This is a genomic window from Acinetobacter sp. ANC_7513 (assembly GCF_056779915.1).
The window spans coordinates 1-25,281 of record NZ_JBWYIW010000001.1; the positions used below are offsets into that span (position 1 = coordinate 1).

Genomic DNA, 25,281 nt, shown 5'->3' on the forward strand with positions numbered 1-25,281 from the left:
GCCAGGTGCAACAGTAAAAGTTGAAATCTTAGACAAAGATGGCAACCCTGTAGCAACAGGTGATGCGACTGTAGATCCAGAAGGTAACTGGTCGTATACACCGACTGAAGAATTACCAGAAGGTGAATATACAGTTAAAGCTGAAGCGAAAGATGCGGTGGGTAATACTGCTACTGAAACTGCGGATGGCAAATTAACTGTAGATACAACTGCACCATCTGATACCGATGTAACGATTGATCCAATTGCGGATACAAACGATACAACACCAGAAATCACAGGTACAACTGAACCAGGAACAACAGTAAATGTCGTTGTTAAAGACAAAGACGGTCAAGTTGTTGCAGAAGGTCCAGCGACAGTTACAGGTGACACATGGACATATACACCATCAGTTGAATTGGCAGATGGCGAATATGACGTAGTTGCAAAAGCAACAGATCAAGCAGGTAACACAGGTGAATCTCAGCCAGAGAGCTTCGAGGTTGACACAGTAGCGCCTGAATTAACCATCGATGAGCTTAAGCCAACAAACGATACCACTCCTGAAATTACTGGTAAAACAGAACCAGGAGCGATAGTTGATGTTGTGATCAAAGACAAAGACGGTGAAATTGTCTCTGAAGGTAAAGCAGAAGTTGATCCAGAAGGTAACTGGACGTATACACCGACTGAAGAATTACCAGAAGGTCATTACGATATTGAAGTAACTCCGACTGATAAAGCGGGTAACAAAGGTGATACTTCTAAAGAACAGTTAGAAGTTGATACAACACCTCCTTCTGACATTACTATTGATCCAATTGGTGGTGATGATTTCGAATCGAATGATCCTCAACCTGAAATTACAGGAACAGGTGAGAAAGGTTCGCTAGTGGATATCGTGATCACCGGTCCAGATGGCTTCGAAGAGAAGGCCACTGTTGAAGTTGGAGAAGATGGTAAATGGTCGTATAAACCAGAAGCTGAGTTGGAAGAAGGTGACTACAAAATCGAAGCTACTCCTAAAGATGAAGCTGGAAACGTAGGTAATCCAACTGAACAAGATTTTGTAATCGACTTGACACCACCAGATATCGATATTGATCCGTGGGAAGATGATAATGATCCTTGGTTAGATATCGATCCTTGGGATGATGAAGAAGCTGCATGGGATGTGAGTGAAGCTGCATCTGTACAGGCAGTATCATTAGCTGCTGAGCCTCAAATTGCTGCATTCTCTGCTTTCGCTGCACGCTCATTATTTATTGCTGAACCAGTAGTCACAGCAGCTCAAGTAACGGCCGTTGATCCAAGTATTAATTATACTAATGATCCACAACGTACGATTAGTGGTAATACAGTAAATAATCCTAAAGAGGTTGCTGTAGAGATTAAAGATGCTAACGGTGCTGTGGTATCTAGTGGTTTAGCAGTGTTGTCTGCAGGCCGTTGGAGTTATAAACCAGCAGAACCTTTAGCAGATGGTATATATACACTTGTAGCCACTGCACGTGATGCTGCTGGTAATACTAGCCGTACAGTTTCTTTAAAATTTGGTGTAGATACACTTTCACCTGATTTGTCAGTTGAAGAGTTATATCCTACAAACGATACTACTCCAGCAATTTCTGGTTCAACTGAACAATATTCTAAAGTTCAAGTCGTGATTAAAGATAAGAATGGAAATACTGTTGTAGATGCACCAGCTTCTGTAGATAGCTCAGGCAATTGGACATTTACACCGCCAAGAGATTTAGCGGATGGAAATTACACAGTTGAAGTAACATCTACTGATTTAGCTAAGAACAAAAAAACTGAAACTCAGCAATTAACAGTTGATACTCAAGCTCCTGATGCTGTGATTATTAATCCAATTACAGATCCAAGTGACTTGAAACCAGTATTAACAGGTAAAGCTGAAGCGAATACTACTGTCGAATTAGTGATTAAGGACTCTACAGGTCGAATTATTGATTCTGCACTTGTTCCTGCTGATCAAAATGGTAATTGGACATATCCAATCAACAATAATTTACCAGAAGGTACAATTATCGTTGAAGCTAAAGCGATTGATGAAGCTGGAAATGTCGGTCCTTCATCAAGCATCGGCTTCGATTTGGATGTAACTCCTCCAGATGCTCCAACGGCAACATTTAATGCAGATGGTTCATTAGTAACAGGTACTGCACAAGCTTTATCAACTGTTAAAGTAAAAGATGCAAACAACAACGTGATTGGTACAACCACTGCGGATAGCAATGGAAACTACTCAATTAAGTTGATACCAAGTTTGAACGATGGACAAAATGTATCTGTGACTGCTTCTGATGTAGCGGGTGAATCTGCACCACGTCAAGTGACTGCTCCAAACATTCCGTTGGATGCCATTGATAATGTTGCTAAAGCTGGTATCGAGTACGAGTATCCTGTTACAGAGAAATTCATTAAAGATGCGATTTCATATAACTGGTTGATTGGTTTCCTCGGAATTACGCTTGGTAAAACGAGTGGTGCTACAGAGTTTACAATTGGTGCAAACAAAACTGCAGATGTGCAGCTTCAAGTAAAATCCGCATCATGGGGAACATTATTAGACTCAGTATCAATTGTTCTTTACCAGCAAAATAGTTCTGGCAAGTGGGTACCAATTGCCGATAATAAATCTGCAGGATTATTTGATTTCATTGGCTTATTTGGAGAGGTTGCTCATATCAATTTAGATGATTTACCTGCAGGTAAATATCGTATTGAAATGAGTAATGGTAACCTTGCTTCTTTACCAGGTTATGTACAGACTAATTTAGTAATTAAAGAAACTGATACAAGTACAACGCCTGTTGTGAAGTCAATCACTGAAGCGAAAGGTAATGTGATTACTGATCTTGATGCTGTACATGGTAAAGATCTTGTAGTTGCCGGTGCTGTTGTGAAAGCTGTAAATGGTGTTGCGATTAATGGTGCAACAACAATTAAAGGCGAGTTTGGTACATTAACTATCGATGCAAACGGTACATACGCTTATAAGCCAAATGCAAACCTAAACGCGATTGGTAAAACGGATGTCTTTAAATACACGATTACTGATCCTGTAACTGGTAAGTCTGATACAGCGCAATTAGTACTTCAAATTGATTCTAAATCAGGTTCACCATTGGCTTGGAGCAAATTCACACCAGAAGCAAATGCGAATGATGCTGATGCATTGGCGAATGAAACAGCAGGTAAGTTTAATTCTACTTACTTGAATGAAACAGTTTCTGCTAAAGGTTTGGATAAGTTGATCTTTAATGTGTTAAATGACAACAGCCATAACGGTGGTAACGGTGTTGACACAATCAATGACTTCCAATTAGGCAGCAATGTGAAGATTGATGTTTCTGAGTTGTTATCTGATAATGCAACTGCTCAAAACATTGATAAATTCATCTTTGTCGAGAAAGATGGAAACAATACGAAGTTAAGTATTGATCGTGATGGTGCAGGTACAACTTATAACAAGGTTGACCTAATTACTTTCAACAATACTGATGTTTCACTTCAAGACTTGTTGAACAAAAACCACTTGTTGTTCTAATAGACTAATGTGAAAAAGAGGAACTTCGGTTCCTCTTTTTTTATTCTTGAAAAAAATGGGACATTTAAAATGTCCCATTCATTGTCTATAACTTATTTGAGTAGATTAAGAAAATTTAAATAATGTTGTACGAGGATTTGTTCTTGTTCCAATATTGGTGTATGACCTACACCTTTTAAGATGATAGGTTCTTGAGCATTTTTCAGTAATCCTTTCAGTTCAGCTGCAGCTTCTACATTAATAATTTGATCACGATCTCCCCATATGATGAGTGATGGTTGATCGATTGAACGAGCCGCTAGCGCAAATGTTTCAGGTGTAAATGATTTGGACATGAGAATAAGTTGCTCGACGAGTTTCGTGTTATTCGTAACATTGGATATCATGAGCTTTTCTTGTTCGACTTTCAGTTCGTTCGGTATAAATGGAGGTTGCTGCGTAGCAATTTTAAATAACCGATCAAAATCTCCAGGTCTAGAAACGATAAAATTTTTGAGTAAGTTTGGGTCTTTTAAGTAAGGCGTATTGGCTGATTTAAATACACCTGCACTGTTAATGAGTAGTAATGATTTAGTATCGATTGGATACTGAGCTGCATAAAGTAATGCTACAGCACCGCCCATGGAGTGACCGGCAACATTTAGATTTTGATCAACATGAATGGCTTCCGCAAAGCGACGTAATTTTTCAGTTAGATTTGGAATTGAATAATCAAAATCTGCAGCTACTTTACTATCACCTTGTCCAGGTAAATCAGGGATAATGACGTGATAATGTGGTGTCAGATAGCGAGCGACTCGGTTCCAATTATCCCGACTGCCTGCAAGACCATGCACAAGCATAAGTACTGGTTTGCCTTTGGTTCCACCTTCACTGTAAGCCCAATCGATGTCGGAGACTTTAATGCGCTTGGTATTCAGTCCAGCCCAAGCACGTTCTTGTTGTAAAATATCTTGAATATTTATACTGCTTGGCGCGGCTTGAGTTGTCGATGTAATAGAGATTGTACCGACTGCAATTGAAGCAGCAAGTAAGTGTGAAAATATCCTTTTCATTGTATTTCTCTGTGTATTGTTATTGTGCAAATTTAGATTAAGTGAGTCTGTTATGAAATGCATTTGCTCAAATCAATCATCCGATAAACTATAGGTCAATTATTGATGAATCGATCAGTATCAGCGGAAATGGCACAGTTGATCTTGGCCACAGTATCACAAATTCCTTATGGGAAAGTAGCCAGTTATGGCCAAATTGCTGCGATGTCAGGACTGCCTAAACATGCCCGGTTGGTTGGTCGTGTTTTGAATCAATTAGATGTGAGTAGCGACTTGCCTTGGCATCGTGTCATTAATGCGCAAGGTAAAATTAGTCATCAGCGTTTGGATGATCAAGGTTTTAATTGCCAGCAAGCTAGATTACTTGAAGAGGGAGTTGTGTTTAACAATGGCAAAATAGATTTCAAGATTTTTGGATGGTTCGAGTAGCTCCGTATGACGGTATACGGAGCTATCCGTTATTATTGCTTTACGACAAAAACAGGTACATTGACTTCGGTGATGAGGCTTTGTGCGACACTGCCCATAATTAATTTCTTGAATCCTGTGCGACCGTGCGAGCTGATAACAATAAGATCAATATTAAGATTATCAATCGCTTTCATTATTGTGCGGTGAATACTTTCTCCTTCGAGTATTTTAGTCTCTACATCTATTCCATATTCATTAAACTTTGCTTTAGCTTGAGCTAGGTTATCTTCAATAAATTTTCGTGCTCGTTCAATTAAAAGATTTGACTGCCCATCTGAGAGATATTCGGCTGCGATATAGGGATCGAGTGTCATCACTTGAACAACGGTAATTTTGCTATTAAATGCTTTAGCCAATTCAACAGCATGCTGAACGACGTTGAGTGCTACTTCTGAACCATCCACTGGAACAAGGATATTTTGATAACTCATGTTGTTCTCCTTTTTAACCGTTCTATTTAAAAGTGTATAAGTTCATCATAGACCTAAATTGTTCAAAATAAAACCAAGTGTAAAGCTATGGTTTTTTATATTAAGTTATTGTTTTTGATTTATTATCTTAAAATTTTAGAGATATAAGATGGTAACGAACTATGAAGAATGAAATTTGATTAACTGAATCATAAAAAGATCAATTTGAAAATATTGTGATGGGTAGAGATGTAATTAAGGATGCGTCAGATATCTTTATAAAGTATGGAGTCTATAATTAGAATTAAAAAGTATAAGCCTTACTTTAGCGACTATATTTTGAAAACCCACTCCGTTTGAGTGGGTTTTTTATGTCTTTAAGAGTGATAATGATAAGATATTTGGAAAATAAGCAACTGAATTTTAACAACAATGAAAGATTATCCAGTAAATATCATTCATGATGATTTTGAGAATATTGAAATCGCTTGGGAAGGCGATTTATGGGATCGTCGTCGTCTAGGTGAGCAATTAGAACGTTATGTAGATCGCTTAAATTGTGGTGCTGTTCTAGCTTTAGATGCTCGTTGGGGTGAAGGTAAGACCTGGTTTGTAAGGCATTGGAAAAAGCATTTAGAAGATCAAAGTCACCAAGTTGTTTATTTAGATGCTTTTGCCAATGATTATTTAGATGATCCATTTTTGACGATTGCAGCAGAGATTAGCCATGCTTTGAACGATGCAAATGAGATCGATGATGCTGATATTAAAGATTTTAACTCTAAGACTGCTTCGGTATTAATTTCTTTGGCGGCTGTCATGCCATTAATTGCTGCAAAAGCAGGTTTGCATTTGGTAGGACTAGGCGGTGCAGGTGAAGCTTTACAAGAGGTCTATAAAGAGGGCAAAGATGTATATGACACAGCAAGTGAAGAAATAGCCAATAAAGTTAAAGAGCACATTGAGAAGAAGATTGAAAATCATCATATCGAAAAGCAAACCATTCAAGATTTTAAGCAAGAGCTCGCTGAACTTGCTGCAAAATTAGAAAAGCCATTGGTATTTATTATTGATGAGCTAGATCGTTGCCGACCTGATTTTGCTATTCGTTTAATTGAAAGGATTAAACATTTTTTTGACATTCCAAAAATTGTTTTTGTTTTGGTAATGGATAAAACCCAATTTTCAAAAGTGGTTTGTCATAACTATGGTTATGATGAAAGTCTTGGTGAAGAATATTTAACAAAGTTTATTGATTTTACTGTTGAATTTCCTAACTTAGGAAAGACGCAGTTGTATGAAGAGGTAATAGCACAGCAGTTATATCGTATCGGCGAATTAACATCTGTAGATACTAAAAATGAATTGTTTTTTTGGATTTTAAGTTTGCAATCTAGCAAAGAATACAATTCTAGAGAGTTGGTGAAAAAAATTAATCAATATGCACTCTTGAGAACAAATGATTTCAAGCTTAATCTAATTTTAAATGCTTTCATCTTTGATGAAAATTTTAATATTTCAGCTAATTATTTGCATAAGATAATTGATTATTTATTCAACTATTTAAACGGCGATGAAAATGGATATACGACAAAATCTTATTTTATCCGACAGCAATTATTGAACGAAAAAAATATCGATGACATTATTATTTGCAATTTGTATGAAACACTTTTAGATATAGAAGAAAGATTTAAGACTGTAGGGCAAAAGGATCATAAAAATCAAACTCTTCAAAGGTTCTTGAGCCCTTATTGTATTAGTAAATTAAAAGATATTAAGGATTTTAATTCGATTTGGATGCAATATATAAAAACAGGACTATTTGAAAAATATTGATAATTTTTCAATATCATCGGTCTGCAACTGTTCACGCATTTTTAAAAACTGCTTTTCATCTAAGTCATATAGCTTAAGAGAAAGCAATTTTTTAATATCTTGTTCAGGGAAACGGTATTTAATAATTTTAGCAGGTACACCACCGACGACAGCATAAGGCGGTACATCTTTGGTCACGACTGCACCTGTAGCAACGACTGCACCTTCACCAAGTTTTACCCCTTGCATAATCATGGCACGACTACCAATCCAACAACCATCACCAATGACAGTATCGCCAGCAGGCACAAAACTACGCGTATCAAAAGGAAATGCTGAAATCCAGTCGGTACGGTGTAACTGATTTCCACCCATCATGATGACACACTCAGCGCCAAAACAGACAAAATTGCCAATATAAAGCTGATCGATGGGTTTTTCTGGTGTCGAAGGTTTGTCATGTAGATAACGCACTACACAACGCTCAAAACCTTGATCCCAATAGGCTGAGTAATAACTGTAATTGCCTTTAATATGAATATTCGGATTTTTGACTGTTTTAGAGATAAATTCGAATTCGCACCAGTGATTGACAGGGGAGTTGATCAGCTTTTCAGACATGGTGAAATAAAAGGAGAATATTTCAGGGCATTATATACCAATTAAAACTTACATCCTGAATAAAAACTTTTATATTCATTGAGCATTAGAAGAATGGAAAAGCTATGTTTGTTGAAACAGAATTTAGAGAAGATAGACCTGAAGAAATATATAGAATAATAAAGGAGTATCCTCTTGCATCTTTGGTCGCACAGACTCAAACAGGGTTAATTGCTGAACATATCCCGCTCATATTAGTAGATGAACAAACATTGAGAGGACATGTTTCATTGCAGAATACACTATTCAATCATTCGATTTTGAATAATCAAATACTATGCATCTTTAAAGCAGAGGATGCTTATATTTCACCGAATTATTATCCTTCAAAATTTGAAGATCACAAAAAAGTACCTACTTGGAATTATCAAGTCGTACACATTAATGGTGAAATTCAGTTTTATCATGATCAGAAAACTAAACTTGCAGTATTAGGTCAACTCACCCAACAACATGAACGTATCACGAATGGTAAAAATGCTTGGAAAATGGCAGATGCACCAAAAGATTTCTTGATGGAAATGCTCAACCATTTTGTTGTATTTGAAATTAAAATTGAAAGAATCATTGCTAAATCAAAACTAAGTCAAAATAGAGATGAAAAAGATTTTCGTAATGTTATTACGAAGCTTCATGAAGCTGGAAAAGTGCATCTAGCAAAAACAATGAATCAATTAAAATGAAAATAAAAAACCCCTCATCAGAGGGGTTTATAGCCTAAAATATCAAGAATTAAAGATATTCTACGCTCACAATTTCGTATTCAACTTCACCTTGAGGTGTCGTAATTTTAACTTCATCGCCTTCATTTTTACCCAAAAGACCACGCGCGATAGGGGAATTCACAGATATTTTGTTAATTTTAAAATCTGCTTCGTCGTCACCAACAATTTGATACGTTTTACGTTCTTCAGTATCCAAATTTTCAATTGTGACAGTCACGCCAAAAACAACGCGTCCATTTTGCTCAAGTTCTTTAACGTCAATCACTTGTGCAGCACCCAATTTTCCTTCGATATCTTGGATACGGCCTTCACAGAAACCTTGTTGCTCACGTGCAGCGTGGTATTCCGCGTTTTCTTTAAGATCTCCGTGTTCACGCGCTTCAGCAATCGCTGCTGTAATACGAGGACGATCTACAGTTTTAAGTTGGTGTAATTCTTTCTCAAGCGCTTCTTTGCCTTGAGGTGTCATAGGATAACGTTGCATAGTTGTCCCTCAAAAAAGTAAGTATGAAAAAATACTAAGTCTATAAATGAAAAAAAGCCCGCCACCAAGAGGTGACGGGACTTCTTGGTAGTGTATTAACCTACTGTTTGTAAGTCTTGCAAACGATATACATCCATTGGCAATTTGATTGCTAAAGCTTGGCAAACTGCATCTGCACCATTAAGGGTAGTCGTATGATAGACCTTACCTTGAAGTGCAGAACGGCGGATTGAGAACGAATCCTGCTGAGCTTGTTTACCTTCTGTTGTATTGATAATGAGGTGTATTTCGCCATTTTTCAAGCGGTCCACAATATTTGGACGACCTTCAGTCACTTTATTTACACGTTCACATTCAATACCAGCCGCTTTGATGACATCGTATGTGCCACCAGTAGCAAGTATTTTGAAGCCAAAGTCAGCAAGTTGTTTTGCAATACCAGCTGCACGTGGTTTATCAGAATCACGTACAGAGATGAACGCATGTTTAACTTCACCTTCCGTTGGAAGACCTGGTAAACGCTCATTTGCACCTAATACAGCTTTATAGAACGCTTCACCAAATGTTTTACCAACACCCATTACTTCACCTGTAGATTTCATCTCAGGCCCAAGGATTGGATCAACACCAGGGAACTTGTTGAATGGAAACACTGCTTCTTTAACAGAGAAGTGCTCAGGGATAATCTCTGTAGTGAATCCTTGAGATTCTAAAGATTGACCCGCCATACAACGTGCAGCGACTTTCGCTAAAGACTCACCGATACACTTAGATACAAATGGAACTGTACGTGATGCACGTGGGTTCACTTCTAAGATGTAAACGTCTTCGCCTTTAACAGCAAACTGTACGTTCATTAAACCAACAACACCAAGCTCTTTCGCCATTGCGATAGTTTGACGGCGCATTTCGTCCTGAATCTCTTTAGAAAGAGAGTAAGGAGGGATCGAACATGCAGAGTCACCTGAGTGGATACCTGCTTGTTCGATGTGCTGCATGATACCGCCGATCACCACGTCTTTACCGTCAGATACGCAGTCTACGTCAACTTCGATCGCGTCGTCTAGGAAGCGGTCAAGAAGAACAGGGGCATCGTTAGAAGCTTGAACAGCATCACGTAAATAGCGACGTAACTCTTCATCGTTGTATACGATTTCCATCGCGCGACCACCAAGTACATATGATGGACGTACTACAAGTGGATAGCCAACTTTCGCTGCTTCAGCCATACCTTCTTCAGCAGATTTTACAATGCTGTTGTTTGGTTGACGAAGTTGCAGACGTTGAATCATTTGTTGGAAACGTTCACGGTCTTCTGCACGGTCAATCGCATCAGGAGATGTACCAATAATTGGTGCACCAGCTTCTTCTAAAGCACGAGCCAATTTAAGTGGTGTTTGACCACCGTACTGTACGATGATGCCTTTTGGCTTCTCAATACGTACGATTTCTAACACATCTTCAAGCGTAATTGGTTCAAAGTACAAACGATCTGAAGTGTCATAGTCAGTTGAAACTGTTTCAGGGTTACAGTTCACCATGATAGTTTCATAACCGTCTTCACGCATTGCAAGAGCCGCGTGTACACAGCAGTAATCGAATTCGATACCTTGACCAATACGGTTAGGACCACCACCGATCACCATGATCTTGTCTTTGCTAGACGGGTTTGATTCACATTCGTCATCGTAAGTTGAATACATATACGCTGTGTCTGATTCAAACTCAGCAGCACAAGTATCTACACGTTTGTAAACTGGGGTTACGCCCAAGTTCCAACGATGTTTACGGAATTGTTTTTGTGAAATACCCATCAAGTTCGCAATACGAAGGTCAGATAAACCTTTACGTTTAAATGAACGGATGTTGTCCGCATTTAAATCGCCAAAACCTAAAGTTTTGATTTGGTTTTCTGTTTTGATGATGTCTTCGATTTGGATCAAGAACCATTTGTCGATCTTAGTCGCTTGGAATACATCTTCTAATGTAAAGCCGTGACGGAATGCATCAGCAACATACCAAATACGCTCAGGACCCGGAACACGAAGTTCTTGTAAGATTTTCTCACGCGCGCCTTCAGCACCCACTTCGATTTTTTCATCAAAGCCAGTTGCACCTACTTCAAGACCACGAAGTGCTTTGTTCATAGACTCTTGGAAGTTACGACCAATCGCCATCACTTCACCAACAGATTTCATCTGTGTAGTTAAAGTTGCGTCAGCTTGTGGGAATTTCTCAAAGTTGAAACGTGGAACTTTAGTTACAACGTAGTCAATCGCAGGTTCGAAAGATGCTGGAGTTGTACCGCCAGTGATGTCGTTTTTAAGCTCATCAAGGGTATAACCAACCGCTAATTTTGCAGCGATTTTTGCAATAGGGAAACCAGTTGCTTTTGAAGCCAATGCAGAAGAACGAGATACACGTGGGTTCATCTCGATCACAACCATACGGCCAGTATTTGGACAAATACCAAACTGTACGTTAGAACCACCTGTTTCTACACCAATCTCACGCAACACTGCTAAAGATGCATTACGCATTAACTGATATTCTTTATCTGTTAATGTTTGTGCAGGTGCAACAGTGATTGAGTCACCTGTGTGTACGCCCATTGGGTCAAAGTTTTCAATCGAACATACGATGATACAGTTGTCGTTTTTGTCACGAACAACTTCCATCTCATATTCTTTCCAACCAATTAAAGATTCATCGATCAATAATTGTTTAGTTGGAGAAAGATCGAAACCGCGTTCACAGATTTCAAGGAATTCTTCTTTGTTGTATGCGATACCACCGCCTGAACCACCCATGGTGAATGATGGACGGATAATCACTGGGAAGCCGAAACGTGCTTGAATCTCTAGAGCTTCTTCCATCGATTCAGCGATTGCTGCTTTTGGACATTCAAGACCAATTTTACGCATTGCTTGGTCGAAAAGTTTACGGTCTTCCGCTTTTTCGATCGCTTCTTTCGTTGCACCAATCAATTCAACATTGAATTTTTCTAAAATGCCATGCTCATCAAGGGCAAGGGCACAGTTCAATGCAGTCTGACCACCCATTGTTGGAAGAACTGCGTCTGGACGTTCTTTCTCAATGATCGCTGCAACAGTTTGCCAAGTGATTGGCTCGATATACGTTGCATCTGCCATTGCAGGGTCAGTCATGATCGTTGCAGGGTTAGAGTTTACCAAAATTACACGGTAACCTTCTTCACGTAATGCTTTACATGCTTGTGCACCTGAGTAGTCAAACTCACACGCCTGACCGATAACAATTGGACCAGCACCAATAATTAAGATGCTTTTAATATCCGTACGCTTTGGCATTATTTGCTCCTCAATTACTTCTTAGATGCTTCAATAAGTTCGATGAAATGATCGAACAATGGTGCGCAGTCATGTGGACCTGGGCTTGCTTCTGGGTGACCTTGGAAACTAAACGCAGGCTTATCTGTACGATGAATCCCTTGAAGAGTTTGATCGAACAATGATTTGTGCGTCGCTTTAAGGTTTGCAGGTAATGTTTCTGCATCCACTGCGAAGCCATGGTTTTGAGAAGTAATCATCACTGTACCATCTTCGATGTTTTGTACAGGATGGTTCGCACCATGGTGACCATGAGGCATTTTCACCGTTTTAGCGCCAGAAGCGAGAGCAAGAATTTGGTGACCCAAGCAAATACCAAATACAGGTACGTTACGAGCATCTTCAACAATTGTTTTTACAGCTTCAATTGCATAGTCACATGCTGCAGGATCGCCAGGACCATTCGATAAGAATACGCCATCTGGATTTAGAGCAAGAACTTTTTCAGCAGGAGTTTGTGCAGGTACAACAGTTAATTTACAACCGCGGTCTGCGAGCATACGTAAGATGTTGGTTTTGACACCGTAATCATATGCGACAACATGAAATTTTGCTTCTGGTTGGGAGAAACCTTGACCTAATTTCCAAGAACCTTCAGTCCATTCGAAACCGTTTGGATCACAGCATTCTTTCGCAAGGTCTAAACCATTCAGACCGCCGAATGCACGAGCTTTTTCTAAAGCTTCTTCTTCTGTAATATTTTCACCAGCTAAGATACAACCGTTTTGTGCACCTTTAGCACGTAAAATACGTGTCAGTTTACGTGTATCAATGTCAGCGATAGCGACAACATTGTGAGATTTTAAGTATTCGCCTAAAGATTGCGTAGATCGGAAGTTGCTGTGCAATAAAGGTAGGTCACGAATGATCAATCCGTTTGCCCATACTTTATGAATTCGACCTGACTCAGCGTCTTCATCATTACAACCTGTGTTACCAATGTGTGGATAGGTAAGCGTAACAAGCTGTTGTGCATAACTTGGGTCAGTCAAAATTTCTTGATAGCCAGTCATGGCAGTGTTGAAAACGACTTCACCAGTCGTACTACCCGATGCACCGATTGACGTTCCTTTAAAGATCGTACCATCGGCAAGGGCTAAAATTGCTGGGGTGCTCAAACCAAAGCTCCTGAAATTTAGGCTGTAAAAAAGCGAGTAGACGAAAAAAAAGGAAGGCTACTTTAAAACCCACCCTCCTTACATCTGCTCGCTTGAACTTAACACGGCATTATACGCAAACACCTTGATAAAGTCCACGTAAATAAACCTGAATTAGTCAGATATATACCTTGTAATTTGTTTAAAAGTCTGCTTTTTAAACTTTGGACAAAAGTCTAAGAATGTAAGAATTGTTTAATAATTCAAAAGTTAAGTTTTATCACGATTTATCAAAATTTATGTAGACTTACAATTAATAAGCTAAGTTTCTGAAACAGAATAACAAAGCTTCTGAAAAGCTGATTTGTTAAATAGAACAAATGTTGAAGTTGCTCCAAATGCTTCCTAAAAGTCCGAAAAAAGTACTAATTAGGTCAATTTACAAGTATTTTAGAAAGGACTGATTAAATATGGAAAATAGAGGTAAATATTGAATTGCTTGTTAAAAGCGTAGGTTCAATTATTTAAAGATGAAATTGGTAGTTAGCATGCTGGGTTTTAAAAATTAAACCGAGATCGAATTTAAAGAGATTTGACGCTACTTCGGTGTTTGTGAAAAAATATTTAAGAGCAGATTTGGCTGTTCAAGTGATTAAGGACAATTTTGAAATTAGAAATGAATAACAGGAATTACAAATATAACTAGATATAACACGTTGAGATCAGCTGTATAAAACTTAACTCTAAAAGAGGTGGGAAGAGTCTACAACTATAGAACTGAAATATTGGGGTAAAAAAAATAGTGAGATTAAATCTCACTATTTTTTTTTAAAACTGATGCAACCAATCGCGCTTGTTATGGAAGTCAGCCTCAGGACTACTATGCTGCATCGCATAATAATGTTTAGCTTGCGATGTGTTTAATACAGCGGATAAGCCAATAAAAATATCCTGCCATTTCAATTTATGTTTTAACATAAACTCCGTTAGATCAAGGCTCACATTTAAACCATAGTGCGTCTTTTTGAGTGAATTCAGTTCTATGTCATAAGCTGCTTGAGGTGGCATATCTTCAGGGTAACGATACTCTTCAAATTGATACGCTTGCCAAGCTTGAGAAGTGGAGAGATTGACTTCACGATAAAAGTCCTGATCTTTCACCCCAATGAAAATTTCAAAGCAGGTTTCTTCCCAAAGAAAATCTCGTCGTGGATGACCAGCTACAATTTCCGGATAAACTAAGTATTGATTTGGGTCACGTAACCAATAGCCCACATTTAGTGTGTATGGGCTCGCTTGTTCAATTGCACCAACCAAGGAGATATCAAAGTAACGGTCAAAAGAATTTAGTTCGTAACTTGCCATTCAATGCAACTCAAATTAATTAGAAAGATGTGCGTGGCGAACAAGATTCGAAAGTTTAGGATTTTGTTTTGCCGCTTTCTTATATAAAAGTGCAATCTTTCCAATGGTTTGAACAACCTCTGCACCAGTGACTTCGGCGATTTCAGTAATGACTGCTGCACGAGCATCACGATCTTCACCGCCAATTTTTACTTTAATTAACTCATGATCATTTAAAGCACGTTGAGTTTCTTCAATGACATTTTCAGTTAAACCTTGACCACCTAACATTACCACTGGGTTAAGTGCATGTCCGATTTGACGCAAACGTTTGCGTTCCTGAATTGATAAAGCCGCCATAAAGATAACCTAATTTTAAAAACGACTTAGTATAGCAAATCAAGAGATCAAACGCTTATGTTTCTCAGAAATAATCGATCAACTTAAATCAAAAAAACATAAACGATAATCTTGAATTAGATACAGATGAATACTGCAAGGGGGATAAAATTCACGTACAATAAAAAGTTAGAAGATTACGTGTATTTAAAGAGTTATGGCAACACGCATTACCAATCAGAAGTTATCCAAAAGTAGTCGTGCGTGGATGAGAGAGCATTTAGATGACCCGTTTGTGAAAAAAGCACAAAAGGAAGGTTATCGTGCGCGTGCTGCATATAAATTGCTTGAAATCCAAGAGAAATACAAAATCATTAAACCTGGTATGACTGTCGTGGACCTTGGTGCTGCACCTGGTAGTTGGTCCCAAATCGCCGGAAAATTAGTGGGTGATAAAGGTTTAGTGATTGCATCAGATATTTTGGAAATGGATGCACTTCCAGATGTGACGTTCCTGCAAGGAGACTTTCGAGAAGAGGAAGTTTTCGAAAAATTGTTAAATATTTTAAATGGACGAACTGTAGACGTTGTAATTTCAGATATGGCCCCCAATACATCAGGTAATAAGGCCGTTGATCAACCTCGACAAATTTATTTGTGTGAACTTGCATTAGACTTTGCCAATAAAGTTTTAGGTCCGAAAGGACAGTTTGTTGTCAAAGTTTTCCAAGGAACTGGTTTTGACGAATTCCGTAAGGAAGTTGTAGACAGTTTTGAAGTATTAAAAACTGCAAAGCCTGCTGCTTCGCGTGCTCGTTCGAAGGAAGTTTTTTTAATTGGACAGGGCCGTAAAAAGAAATCGCAATAAAGTGACTTGCCAAGTCGCTAAAAAATGTGCATTTTGTACCTTTTGAATATTTTATTGCGAAATTGATTTACTCGCTTTTTGTTAAAGGTCACCCAATTTTGGGCATGATCAAATTAGATTGATATGGGAATAAAGCTTTGAGCGATCTCTTTAAGAATGCCGTTTTATGGCTTGTTATACTTGGTGTGCTGATATTAATTTTCAGCAACATTAGTGACCGTGATAAGCCTGCTGCATTGAACTATTCAGAATTTGTTGCAGCGGTTAATGCTGGTCAAATTAAACAAGTTACCATTGACGGTGAACGAATTAGTGGCGAAAAAGTAAATGGTTCTCCATTTGAGAGTATTCGTCCTGCGGTTCAAGATCCTGAGTTAATGCCGAATCTCATCAAAAATAATGTCGTTGTTGAGGGCACTGCTCCGCAACGTCAAGGTTTATTGATGCAGCTTTTGATCGCAAGCTTTCCAGTACTTTTAATCATTTTGTTATTCATGTTCTTTATGCGCAACATGGGTGGCGGTGCTGGTGGTAAAAACGGCCCGATGAGTTTTGGTAAGTCAAAAGCAAAAATGCTTTCAGAAGACCAAATCAAAGTCACTTTCACAGATGTTGCGGGTTGTGACGAAGCGAAACAAGAAGTCGTTGAAATTGTTGATTTCTTGAAAGATCCAACAAAGTTTAAACGTCTTGGTGCGAGCATTCCTCGCGGTGTCCTGATGGTAGGTCCACCGGGTACAGGTAAAACTTTACTTGCGAAAGCGATTGCTGGAGAGGCTAAGGTTCCATTCTTTAGTATCTCAGGTTCAGACTTCGTAGAAATGTTCGTTGGTGTTGGTGCATCACGTGTACGTGATATGTTTGAGCAAGCGAAACGCCATGCGCCGTGTATCATTTTCATTGATGAAATTGATGCGGTGGGTCGTCATCGTGGTTCAGGTACTGGCGGTGGTCATGATGAGCGTGAACAAACCTTGAACCAGATGTTGGTAGAAATGGATGGTTTCGAAGGTAATGAAGGTATCATCGTTATTGCTGCGACTAACCGTGCTGACGTTCTAGATAAAGCTTTGCTTCGTCCGGGACGTTTCGACCGTCAAGTGATGGTTGGACTTCCAGATATTAAAGGTCGTGAGCAAATCCTGAATGTGCATTTGAAAAAATTACCTTCAGTGACTGGTGTGGATGTCAAAGTATTGGCACGTGGTACTCCAGGGTTCTCTGGTGCGCAATTGGCAAACTTAGTCAATGAAGCTGCGTTATTTGCTGCACGTCGTAATAAAAATACGGTCGATATGCATGACTTTGAAGATGCAAAAGATAAGCTTTATATGGGGCCAGAGCGTAAATCAATGGTTCTTCGTGAAGAAGAGCGTCGCGCAACGGCTTATCATGAAGCAGGTCATGCGATTGTAGCTGAAATGCTTCCAGGCACAGACCCAGTACATAAAGTCACGATCATGCCACGTGGTTGGGCATTAGGTGTAACTTGGCAGCTTCCAGAGTTTGATCAAACCAGTCATTACAAAGACAAAATGTTGAATGAGCTTTCTATTCTGTTTGGTGGTCGTATTGCAGAAGAAATTTTCATTAATCAGATGTCGACTGGGGCTTCTAATGACTTTGAACGTGCAACAAAAATGGCGCGTGCAATGGTGACTAAGTACGGTATGTCTGACAAGATGGGTGTCATGGTTTATGAAGAAGATGCTCAACAGTCATTTATGGGTAGTCTAGGTGGTCGTACTATTTCTGAAACGACTCAACTTGAAGTTGATCGTGAAATTCGCCGTATCCTAGATGAGCAGTACAAAGTTGCACGTGATATCTTAGAAAATAATAAAGATATTGCCCATGCGATGGTAAAAGCTTTGCTTGAGTGGGAAACGATTGATCGTGATCAAATCCGTGACATTATGGAAGGTCGTGAACCTCAACCACCTAAGGTATATGTGGCTGAGAATCCAATTGTAGATGTAACCCCTACAGATGGTCCTTCAACGCCTCCACCTTTACCAGCAAGCTAAAATGAAGGAGCCTCTTATGAGGCTCTTTTTTTTGTGTTGAAATTATCCCTCATGTTTAAATTTTACTTGATATCATGTGAATAGATTTTCTAGGAACATCAATATGCAACTTATCTCTTTACCTAATCAGATTCTTAAATGTGGTGCATTGGAACTTGATTTGTCAAAGCCTCATGTAATGGGTGTGTTAAATGTAACGCCAGATTCGTTTAGTGATGGTGGTAAACACAATAGTGTAGAGGCGGCACTAGAGAGAGCAAAGCAAATGATTGCTGAAGGGGCGAGTGTTATTGATGTAGGTGGTGAGTCAACTCGCCCTGGCGCATCTGCTGTTGATGTTCAAGATGAAGTAGATCGTGTAGTTCCGGTCGTTGAAGCGTTGTCAAAATTGAATGTAGTGATCTCAATCGACACTTCTCAACCAGAAGTGATTAAAAAGGCGGTTAAAGCTGGAGCGCATATTTGGAATGATGTCAGAGCATTAACAAAGCCACATGCTTTAGAAACAGCTGCGGAATTAGATATTCCAGTCATTATCATGCATATGCGTGGTGAGCCAACCACAATGAACCAGTTGGATCAATATGATGATATTACTTTAGATGTGATTTCAGAATTGCAAACTCGATTAGATGCAGCATTAAATGCAGGAATTAAACCTGAAAATATCATGATTGATCCGGGTTTCGGATTTGCAAAAAATGCACATCAAAACCTGAAATTATTAAAAGAGTTGTATAAATTAAATGAGTTGGGCTATCCAATGCTTTCTGCATTATCTCGTAAGCGATTTATTGGTGAAGCTTTAGGTGGTGTACCTGCCCATGAACGTGCAGTGGGTTCGGTGACGGGGCATCTGTTAAGCATACAGCAAGGAGCATGTATGGTCAGAGCACATGATGTAAAAGAAATGGTGCAAGCTATTCAAATTTGGGCAGCAATGAATAGTGTTAGTTAAATTAAAGGCAGATTTAAGACGGTTAAAATCATCAATGAAAATATTAGCTTAGTTATACTTTGATTAAAAGTGAGATTTACTCCTCGTTTTTATTGTTGGTTTAATGTCTAGCTTGTGTTATATAAGCTCGGTTTTTGTTAATGCTATTACTTGAGCTTTAATATGTTGAATGATGTACTTCTCCCGATGTTCGACGATGAATATTATCCTGATATTCTCGTGGCTGAAATTCAGCAACTCATTGAAAAATTCTCAAAGAAGGTATCTAAGGTGAATTCCGATGCTGAGATTTATCAAATCGCCAATGATATTGTGGCGGAAATTAATGAGATGAAACCTCAGTTCGAAGATCTTGATTCTTCTCTTGATGATGCAGCAGCAGACTATATTGCTGAGGCAATGATGATGGTCGTTCAGGAAGAGGGATTCTTAGATATCGAAATGGAAGAACTTGTTTCAAATAGAGAGTGGTAAATCGCTCTCTATTTTTTTGTGTTGTTATTGTTGTGGCTAAACGCTAGGCATAAAAAAACCAGCTTACGCTGGGTTCTTTATTTACACCATTATTCTCTATCAGAAGAATGGTGCCCGAGGCCAGACTCGAACTGGCACGCTTTGAGGGCGGGGGATTTTAAATCCCCTGTGTCTACCGATTTCACCACTCGGGCATGTGCGCAATAATAGAGGACACTTTTAAGCTTGGCAAGAGAAAATCGTATTATTTGCTTTCTTTTCAATCAACTTGCATTTATTAGATTAAAAAATATAAATTTTGGGGCGATGGTTTATGATATTTGTACATTAAATTGTCATCTGATTGCAATTTTAGCTTCATAAATACGGTTTAAGTTCGAAGTTAAAATAACTCGCCAATTCGTAAATAAAATGAAAAATAAAATCTCAAGACGCGCATTAATTAAAAATTCATTGGCTGGATTAGGTGCGATTTCACTGCCTGTTCTGATTACAGCATGTAATGGCGATGGTCAAACCAGCAATGAGCATAAAGTTGATTTTTTGCATGGAGTGGCGAGTGGAGATCCATTACAGGATCGAATAATTCTTTGGTCGTGAATAACACCTACAGATGTGGCGGCAACATATGAATTAGATTGGGAAATTGCACTTGATGAGAATTTTTCAAATATTGTTCAGATGGGGAAAATCAAGACTTCTGCTGCTAAAGACTTTTGCTTGAAAGTCGATGTGCTTAATTTGAGAGCCGATACTCGTTATTATTACCGATTTAAATATGGGCAGATACATTCTCCAATTGGTCGTACGAAGACCTTAGCAACCAAGTCCAATGCGGTTAACTTTGCGGTATGCTCATGCTCAAATTATCCTGCTGGTTATTTTTATGTGTACCGTGAAATTGCGAAGCAGGACGTGGATGCTGTGCTGCATCTGGGTGACTATATTTACGAATATGGCAAAGATGGGTATGCAGCTGAACAAGCCGAAAAGCTTGGTAGAACACTCGATGTGGATAATCAAAACGAGATTTACCGTCTAGAAGATTATCGAAAACGTTATGCAAAATATCGAACAGATCCTGATTTACAAGCGGTTCATCAACGTCATCCATTTATTCTGATTTGGGATGATCATGAGCTGACAAATGATGCATGGAGAGCTGGTGCGCAGAATCATCAACCTGATTTAGAGGGAGATTTCGTAGCACGAAGAACAGCAGCCCTAACCGCTTATTTTGAGTGGATGCCAATCCGCGAAAAAAGCAATAACGATATTCTTCATATTTATCGTCAGTTTAATTTTGGTGATTTAGTTCAACTTAATATGCTAGATACACGTATGTTGGCACGAGATGAGCAACTGGCTTTTGCTTCATTTATGGATGGTGAAAATCTAAATGTTGAGCAATTTAGAGCGGCATTATTGAATGAGCAGCGACAGCTAATAGGGATAGATCAGTTAAATTGGTTGGCGAATAGTCTTCAGAGTTCTCGTGCAATATGGAATGTATTGGGTCAGCAAGTATTGATGGCGAAAATGTTGGTACCTGCTGAAGTATTGCAAATATTAAATGTTGCCAAAAGTGGAATGGTAGATGATAACTTTTTAATAGAAGCTCAAAAACGTCTGATGGAGTTGGTCGCGATTAAATTGCGTTATAAAAATAGTGACCCGAGCTTAACTGACGCTGAATTATTAAGAATCCTAACCGTGATTCCTTATAATTTAGACGCTTGGGATGGTTATTATGCTGAGCGTGAGCGTGTTTATGCTTTGTATGAGCAGTATCAGAAGAAAGTTGTTGTGTTGGCTGGAGATACCCATAATGCGTGGGAGTCTGCATTACATCAACAAAATGGTGAGAAGGTGGGGATTGAATTAGCAACAAGTTCAGTTTCTTCACCAGGTATGGAGAAATATCTCAATTTACCTGAGAACTTAATGCAACAATTTGAACAAGTGTTTATCCAATTGATTGATGAATTAAGCTTTTGTAATTTGAATCAACGAGGCTATTTAAAATTGAGCTTTGATTCTACGCAATTGAGTGCAGAATGGTTGTTTTTAACAGATATTCATTCACAGAAGTATCAAGTTGATCAACTCAGATTGCACTCAACAACGTATGGTACCAATTTGAATATAATTAAAGTAATGCAGCAAGCAAGTTGATCGTAGCGCTACATGATGCTATCGATATATTTTTCTATATCGGTATGCTTGTAGCGCATACACAATTTGTTTTCATAGTTCATCAAATGAACATAAAGTTGCGCATTTTTTTGTTTTTGTTCAATCAATAATTGATGCTGCTTTGAGTTTTTGGATGAAAAGATTAGTTTTAAGTTAAGCTTAAAATTTTGTTTATAACTCCAGAAAGCCACTCTACGAATTTCTTGAATGTAGTAATAGTTTTCTTTAGAAGTATTTTCTCGGAATAAATTCTCTTTATAAAATTTAACGAAACCAAAATTCATAGCGAAATAAAACAAAATTCCCTGTAAGAACCAACTTTCCATAAAAGCGATATTTAAACTTTGTAAAAGAATGAGGATGGTCAGTTTGAATGGGGTATTTTTAAGTTGCTGGTAAGTTGAGATGCTACTATGCTTGATCTGTTTGAGGATGATTGGCGTAATCAGCATAAAAAATAACATGATACACAACACAGCACTCCCGCCAGATTGAAAGCCTTCTAAAAAAACAATGTGTTGTTTAAGCAAAAGGGTTAACAAATATGAGCAAGGGAGGAAAATCATTAATGCAAGTGCAAGCGGGATCAGTTCTTTACGCTCATCTAGAATCCCTTTGGTCTTTAACTGACTATAGAGCAAGAAGTTTTTTTTAAACGCTTGAGGATATTGTTGTTTTAGTTCTTGAAGATATTGAGCAACTTGCTGATTTTGATTCATTTGAATATGAAATTCTGAAGATGAGTGATTATAGCAGATGAGTTTAAAGAAAATGCAGACATAAAAAAACCAGCTTACGCTGGGTTCTTTATTTACACCATTATTCTCTATTAGAAGAATGGTGCCCGAGGCCAGACTCGAACTGGCACGCTTTGTGGGCGGGGGATTTTAAATCCCCTGTGTCTACCGATTTCACCACTCGGGCTTAACAAGATGGAGGCGGAGGTCGGAATCGAACCGGCGTACACGGAGTTGCAGTCCGCTGCATGACCACTCTGCCACCCCGCCATGTCTTGTTGATGCGTATATTAACAAGCTCTGAAAAAAAAACAATAGTGCTTTTATTCGTATGTGCAGAAAAACAGCATATAACGGAAATTATTTAAAATATTCATGTAGAATGTGCGAAATTGATTCATATCAACACTTGGGAGATGTGCCGTGGCATTAGTTTTAGATGGTCGTGCATTGGCAAAACAAATTGAGGCTGATTTGTTAACTCGCGTAGAAGCGTTAAAAGCAAAATCAGGACGTACTCCAATTCTTGCGACGATTTTAGTAGGTGACGATGGTGCATCTGCAACTTATGTGCGTATGAAGGGTAATGCATGCCGCCGTGTTGGTATGGATTCACTTAAAGTTGAACTACCAAAAGAAACGACGACAGAACAATTGCTTGCTGAAATTGAAAAACTCAATGCAAATCCTGATGTTCACGGTATTCTTTTACAACATCCAGTACCTGCGCAAATTGATGAGCGAGCGTGTTTTGATGCGATCTCACTTGAAAAAGATGTGGATGGTGTTACTTGCCTTGGTTATGGTCGTATGGCAATGGGTGAAGCGGCTTACGGTTCTGCGACACCTGCTGGTATTATGACGATTCTGAAAGAAAACAACATCGAAATCGAAGGTAAGCATGCGGTTGTTGTAGGTCGATCTGCAATTTTGGGTAAACCAATGGCAGCTATGCTTCTCGAGGCGAATGCTACTGTAACGATTTGTCACTCTCGTACACAAGACCTTGCTAGCTTTGTGAAGCAAGCGGATATCATTGTGGGTGCAGTGGGTAAAGCTGAATTGATTCAAAAAGATTGGATTAAACCTGGTGCAGTAGTTGTTGATGCTGGTTTCCATCCACGTGATGGCGGTGGTGTGGGCGATATTCAACTTGTTGGTATTGAAGAAATTGCTTCAGCTTACACACCAGTACCGGGTGGTGTAGGTCCAATGACAATCACAACGTTGATTCGTCAAACAGTTGAAGCAGCTGAAAAAGCTTTAGGTTAATATTATCTCCCTCTCTTGCGCCGTATACGGCTCAGGGAGAGGGTTGGGGTGAGGGTATTGAGTTAGATAAATCCTCTCGCTAACCCTCTCCTTTAAAAGGAGAGGGAATTCTCTTTATTAATTTAGGTTTCGTATTTGAAACTCAAATTTTGTATATTTAAAAATAAAATCCAATGAGCTGTACTTTCCAATTTCCTAAAGCGCCTGAACATTTACTAAAAGCCTTACATGATGTGATTCCAGGTTGTGAACTTCATGCACAGCAATTGCCTGATACACCAATTTCACTTTGGCTCATTCCACCTGTTTTTCCAACCGATAAGCTAGATGATGAAGTTATTCGTCGTATATGGAATGATACGCCATATTGGATTTTCTGTTGGGCATCAGGTTTAGCAATGGCACAATGGTTATTGGCTGAACCGCATCATGTGAAAGACAAAGTGGTTTTAGACTTTGGCGCAGGTTCAGGCGTAGTTGCGATTGCGGCGAAAATGGCTGGGGCAAAACGTGTCATTTGTTGTGACATTGATCAAATTAGTTTGGATGCGTGTCGTGCCAATGCTGAATTGAATGATGTTGAGCTTGAATATTTGGATGACTTATATAAAGCTGAGCAAGTTGATATCTTGTTGGCGGCTGATGTGTTATATGACCAGTGCAACCGTTTCTTCTTAGATGAGTTTTTAAAATTTGCACCCGAGGTATGGGTGGCGGATAGTCGTGTGAAAAACTTTAATCATCCGAAATATGAAAAGCTTGATGAGCGCAGTGCAACGACATGGCCAGACTTAGATGAATCACCTGAATTTAGAAATGTCAGTTTTTATAAGACACTCAATGAAGTACATTGAGTGTCTTAAGTTTAGAGTGTGCAGTTAAAGCGAACGACTTGTAAGAGACTAGGCTTAGTTTCTAAAGAAAGACGTGTATTGTAGTCTTCATTGCTGTATAGACTTTGAGTGTTTGAGAGTCCGAATGATGTTCGTGATTGGCCAATTTGAACCTGTTGAGTTTCTTGAGTTTTGTAATTGGGATTAGCAATTTCATTTACACTCAAAATGGTGGTTTTATACTGTTGAGTATGTCCTAAAACTTGTTGGCAAGTGCGTTGCAATTTGTGTTCATCAATATTTTGGTTGGCACGTGCAGAGAGGGTATACGAAATAGTGGCAGAATTTTCTGATTTGTTTTCAATTTGATATCCTGTAGCTCCATTGTGCTGTCGCGGAACAGATTGACAGGCTGTAAGCATAAGGGCGATTAAACAAGAGCCAATCATTTCTATTTTTTTCATTATCTGATCCTAATAAGCTGTTTAAATTAGTATGCCATAAGTGTGACAACTTATTGGTACTAATAAACGTTACTAAATACACTTTATTCAGTTTGTTTGAAGTAAAAAAAAGGTCACCGAAGTGA

Annotated in this window: 20 protein-coding genes, 3 tRNA genes and 1 pseudogene; 11 read left to right on the plus strand and 13 right to left on the minus strand. The window is 38.7% G+C overall.

Annotation, left to right across the window (positions count from 1 at the left end; genetic code table 11):
• The coding region (locus AC1M9B_RS00005; RefSeq protein WP_481608265.1) for a BapA/Bap/LapF family large adhesin at nucleotides 1–3,556 on the plus strand (3,556 nt) is incomplete at its 5' end.
• Nucleotides 3,557–3,648: 92 nt separating this feature from the next.
• Here AC1M9B_RS00005 and AC1M9B_RS00010 read toward each other — a convergent pair.
• On the minus strand, nucleotides 3,649–4,611 hold the full coding sequence (locus AC1M9B_RS00010; RefSeq protein ID WP_481608266.1) for an alpha/beta fold hydrolase: 963 nt from the start codon (nucleotides 4,609–4,611) through the stop codon (nucleotides 3,649–3,651).
• Nucleotides 4,612–4,716: 105 nt separating this feature from the next.
• Here AC1M9B_RS00010 and AC1M9B_RS00015 point away from each other — a divergent pair, with 105 nt between their 5' ends.
• Nucleotides 4,717–5,040 (plus strand): MGMT family protein, encoded by a 324-nt coding sequence (locus AC1M9B_RS00015; RefSeq protein ID WP_481596726.1) that lies wholly within the window; start codon nucleotides 4,717–4,719, stop codon nucleotides 5,038–5,040.
• Between the two features lie 32 nt (nucleotides 5,041–5,072).
• Here AC1M9B_RS00015 and AC1M9B_RS00020 read toward each other — a convergent pair whose 3' ends face one another.
• On the minus strand, nucleotides 5,073–5,513 hold the full coding sequence (locus tag AC1M9B_RS00020; protein WP_481596727.1) for a universal stress protein: 441 nt from the start codon (nucleotides 5,511–5,513) through the stop codon (nucleotides 5,073–5,075).
• A 411-nt stretch (nucleotides 5,514–5,924) separates the two neighbouring features.
• On the opposite strand from AC1M9B_RS00020, the gene AC1M9B_RS00025 reads away from it, so the two are divergent.
• On the plus strand, nucleotides 5,925–7,331 hold the full coding sequence (locus tag AC1M9B_RS00025; RefSeq protein ID WP_481608267.1) for a KAP family P-loop NTPase fold protein: 1,407 nt from the start codon (nucleotides 5,925–5,927) through the stop codon (nucleotides 7,329–7,331).
• Here the strand turns inward: AC1M9B_RS00025 and AC1M9B_RS00030 are convergent.
• Complete coding sequence (locus tag AC1M9B_RS00030) at nucleotides 7,314–7,931, minus strand: CatB-related O-acetyltransferase (protein WP_481596729.1); 618 nt, start codon at nucleotides 7,929–7,931, stop codon at nucleotides 7,314–7,316. The genes AC1M9B_RS00025 and AC1M9B_RS00030 overlap by 18 nt on opposite strands.
• Before the next feature lie 104 nt (nucleotides 7,932–8,035).
• On the opposite strand from AC1M9B_RS00030, the gene AC1M9B_RS00035 reads away from it, so the two are divergent.
• Nucleotides 8,036–8,653: an FMN-binding negative transcriptional regulator gene (locus tag AC1M9B_RS00035; RefSeq protein WP_481608268.1), complete on the plus strand. Its 618-nt coding sequence runs from the start codon at nucleotides 8,036–8,038 to the stop codon at nucleotides 8,651–8,653.
• Between the two features lie 49 nt (nucleotides 8,654–8,702).
• On the opposite strand, the gene greA is transcribed toward AC1M9B_RS00035, so the two are convergent.
• The 5 genes from greA to yhbY all read right to left on the minus strand — a co-directional run bounded on the left by greA (nucleotide 8,703) and on the right by yhbY (nucleotide 15,348).
• A complete protein-coding gene (gene greA, locus AC1M9B_RS00040; protein ID WP_035266896.1) occupies nucleotides 8,703–9,179 on the minus strand; it encodes a transcription elongation factor GreA in 477 nt (158 codons plus the stop codon).
• A 95-nt stretch (nucleotides 9,180–9,274) separates the two neighbouring features.
• Nucleotides 9,275–12,508, minus strand: a complete 3,234-nt coding sequence (gene carB / locus AC1M9B_RS00045) for a carbamoyl-phosphate synthase large subunit (protein WP_180028121.1) — start codon at nucleotides 12,506–12,508, stop codon at nucleotides 9,275–9,277.
• A gap of 14 nt (nucleotides 12,509–12,522) precedes the next feature.
• Complete coding sequence (gene carA, locus AC1M9B_RS00050) at nucleotides 12,523–13,665, minus strand: glutamine-hydrolyzing carbamoyl-phosphate synthase small subunit (protein ID WP_035266900.1); 1,143 nt, start codon at nucleotides 13,663–13,665, stop codon at nucleotides 12,523–12,525.
• An 807-nt stretch (nucleotides 13,666–14,472) separates the two neighbouring features.
• The gene (locus AC1M9B_RS00055; RefSeq protein ID WP_481608269.1) at nucleotides 14,473–15,009 is read right to left on the minus strand and encodes a DOMON-like domain-containing protein; all 537 of its coding nucleotides are present in this window, start codon (nucleotides 15,007–15,009) and stop codon (nucleotides 14,473–14,475) included.
• 15 nt (nucleotides 15,010–15,024) lie between these two features.
• Nucleotides 15,025–15,348 (minus strand): ribosome assembly RNA-binding protein YhbY, encoded by a 324-nt coding sequence (yhbY, locus tag AC1M9B_RS00060; protein WP_035266903.1) that lies wholly within the window; start codon nucleotides 15,346–15,348, stop codon nucleotides 15,025–15,027.
• Between the two features lie 196 nt (nucleotides 15,349–15,544).
• On the opposite strand from yhbY, the gene rlmE reads away from it, so the two are divergent.
• From rlmE to AC1M9B_RS00080, 4 genes are all read left to right on the plus strand, one after another.
• Nucleotides 15,545–16,195: a 23S rRNA (uridine(2552)-2'-O)-methyltransferase RlmE gene (gene rlmE, locus AC1M9B_RS00065; RefSeq protein ID WP_035266905.1), complete on the plus strand. Its 651-nt coding sequence runs from the start codon at nucleotides 15,545–15,547 to the stop codon at nucleotides 16,193–16,195.
• 137 nt (nucleotides 16,196–16,332) lie between these two features.
• Complete coding sequence (gene ftsH, locus AC1M9B_RS00070) at nucleotides 16,333–18,222, plus strand: ATP-dependent zinc metalloprotease FtsH (RefSeq protein WP_035266907.1); 1,890 nt, start codon at nucleotides 16,333–16,335, stop codon at nucleotides 18,220–18,222.
• Between the two features lie 103 nt (nucleotides 18,223–18,325).
• Complete coding sequence (folP, locus tag AC1M9B_RS00075) at nucleotides 18,326–19,180, plus strand: dihydropteroate synthase (RefSeq protein ID WP_481586561.1); 855 nt, start codon at nucleotides 18,326–18,328, stop codon at nucleotides 19,178–19,180.
• Nucleotides 19,181–19,342: 162 nt separating this feature from the next.
• Complete coding sequence (locus AC1M9B_RS00080; RefSeq protein ID WP_035266912.1) at nucleotides 19,343–19,654, plus strand: DUF5713 family protein; 312 nt, start codon at nucleotides 19,343–19,345, stop codon at nucleotides 19,652–19,654.
• A gap of 108 nt (nucleotides 19,655–19,762) precedes the next feature.
• Here the strand turns inward: AC1M9B_RS00080 and AC1M9B_RS00085 are convergent.
• Nucleotides 19,763–19,848: transfer RNA gene (locus tag AC1M9B_RS00085), tRNA-Leu, on the minus strand.
• Nucleotides 19,849–20,065: 217 nt separating this feature from the next.
• Here AC1M9B_RS00085 and AC1M9B_RS00090 point away from each other — a divergent pair.
• Nucleotides 20,066–21,829 (plus strand): annotated as a pseudogene (locus AC1M9B_RS00090) (alkaline phosphatase D family protein).
• An 8-nt stretch (nucleotides 21,830–21,837) separates the two neighbouring features.
• On the opposite strand, the gene AC1M9B_RS00095 reads toward AC1M9B_RS00090, so the two are convergent.
• The 3 genes from AC1M9B_RS00095 to AC1M9B_RS00105 all read right to left on the minus strand — a co-directional run bounded on the left by AC1M9B_RS00095 (nucleotide 21,838) and on the right by AC1M9B_RS00105 (nucleotide 22,857).
• Nucleotides 21,838–22,569 carry a hypothetical protein gene (locus tag AC1M9B_RS00095; protein WP_481608270.1) on the minus strand — a complete coding sequence of 244 codons (732 nt, stop codon included), beginning with the start codon at nucleotides 22,567–22,569 and terminating at the stop codon, nucleotides 21,838–21,840.
• 119 nt (nucleotides 22,570–22,688) lie between these two features.
• Nucleotides 22,689–22,774 (minus strand) — tRNA-Leu (locus AC1M9B_RS00100).
• 9 nt (nucleotides 22,775–22,783) lie between these two features.
• A tRNA-Cys gene (locus AC1M9B_RS00105) sits at nucleotides 22,784–22,857 on the minus strand.
• 153 nt (nucleotides 22,858–23,010) lie between these two features.
• Between AC1M9B_RS00105 and folD the strand changes: the two genes are divergently transcribed.
• Together folD and AC1M9B_RS00115 are read left to right on the plus strand one after the other, a co-directional pair.
• Nucleotides 23,011–23,859: a bifunctional methylenetetrahydrofolate dehydrogenase/methenyltetrahydrofolate cyclohydrolase FolD gene (gene folD / locus AC1M9B_RS00110; RefSeq protein WP_481595648.1), complete on the plus strand. Its 849-nt coding sequence runs from the start codon at nucleotides 23,011–23,013 to the stop codon at nucleotides 23,857–23,859.
• Nucleotides 23,860–24,032: 173 nt separating this feature from the next.
• Complete coding sequence (locus AC1M9B_RS00115) at nucleotides 24,033–24,713, plus strand: class I SAM-dependent methyltransferase (RefSeq protein ID WP_481608271.1); 681 nt, start codon at nucleotides 24,033–24,035, stop codon at nucleotides 24,711–24,713.
• A gap of 11 nt (nucleotides 24,714–24,724) precedes the next feature.
• Here the strand turns inward: AC1M9B_RS00115 and AC1M9B_RS00120 are convergent, their stop codons facing one another.
• Complete coding sequence (locus tag AC1M9B_RS00120; RefSeq protein ID WP_035266928.1) at nucleotides 24,725–25,156, minus strand: hypothetical protein; 432 nt, start codon at nucleotides 25,154–25,156, stop codon at nucleotides 24,725–24,727.
• Between the last annotated feature and the right edge of the window lie 125 nt (nucleotides 25,157–25,281).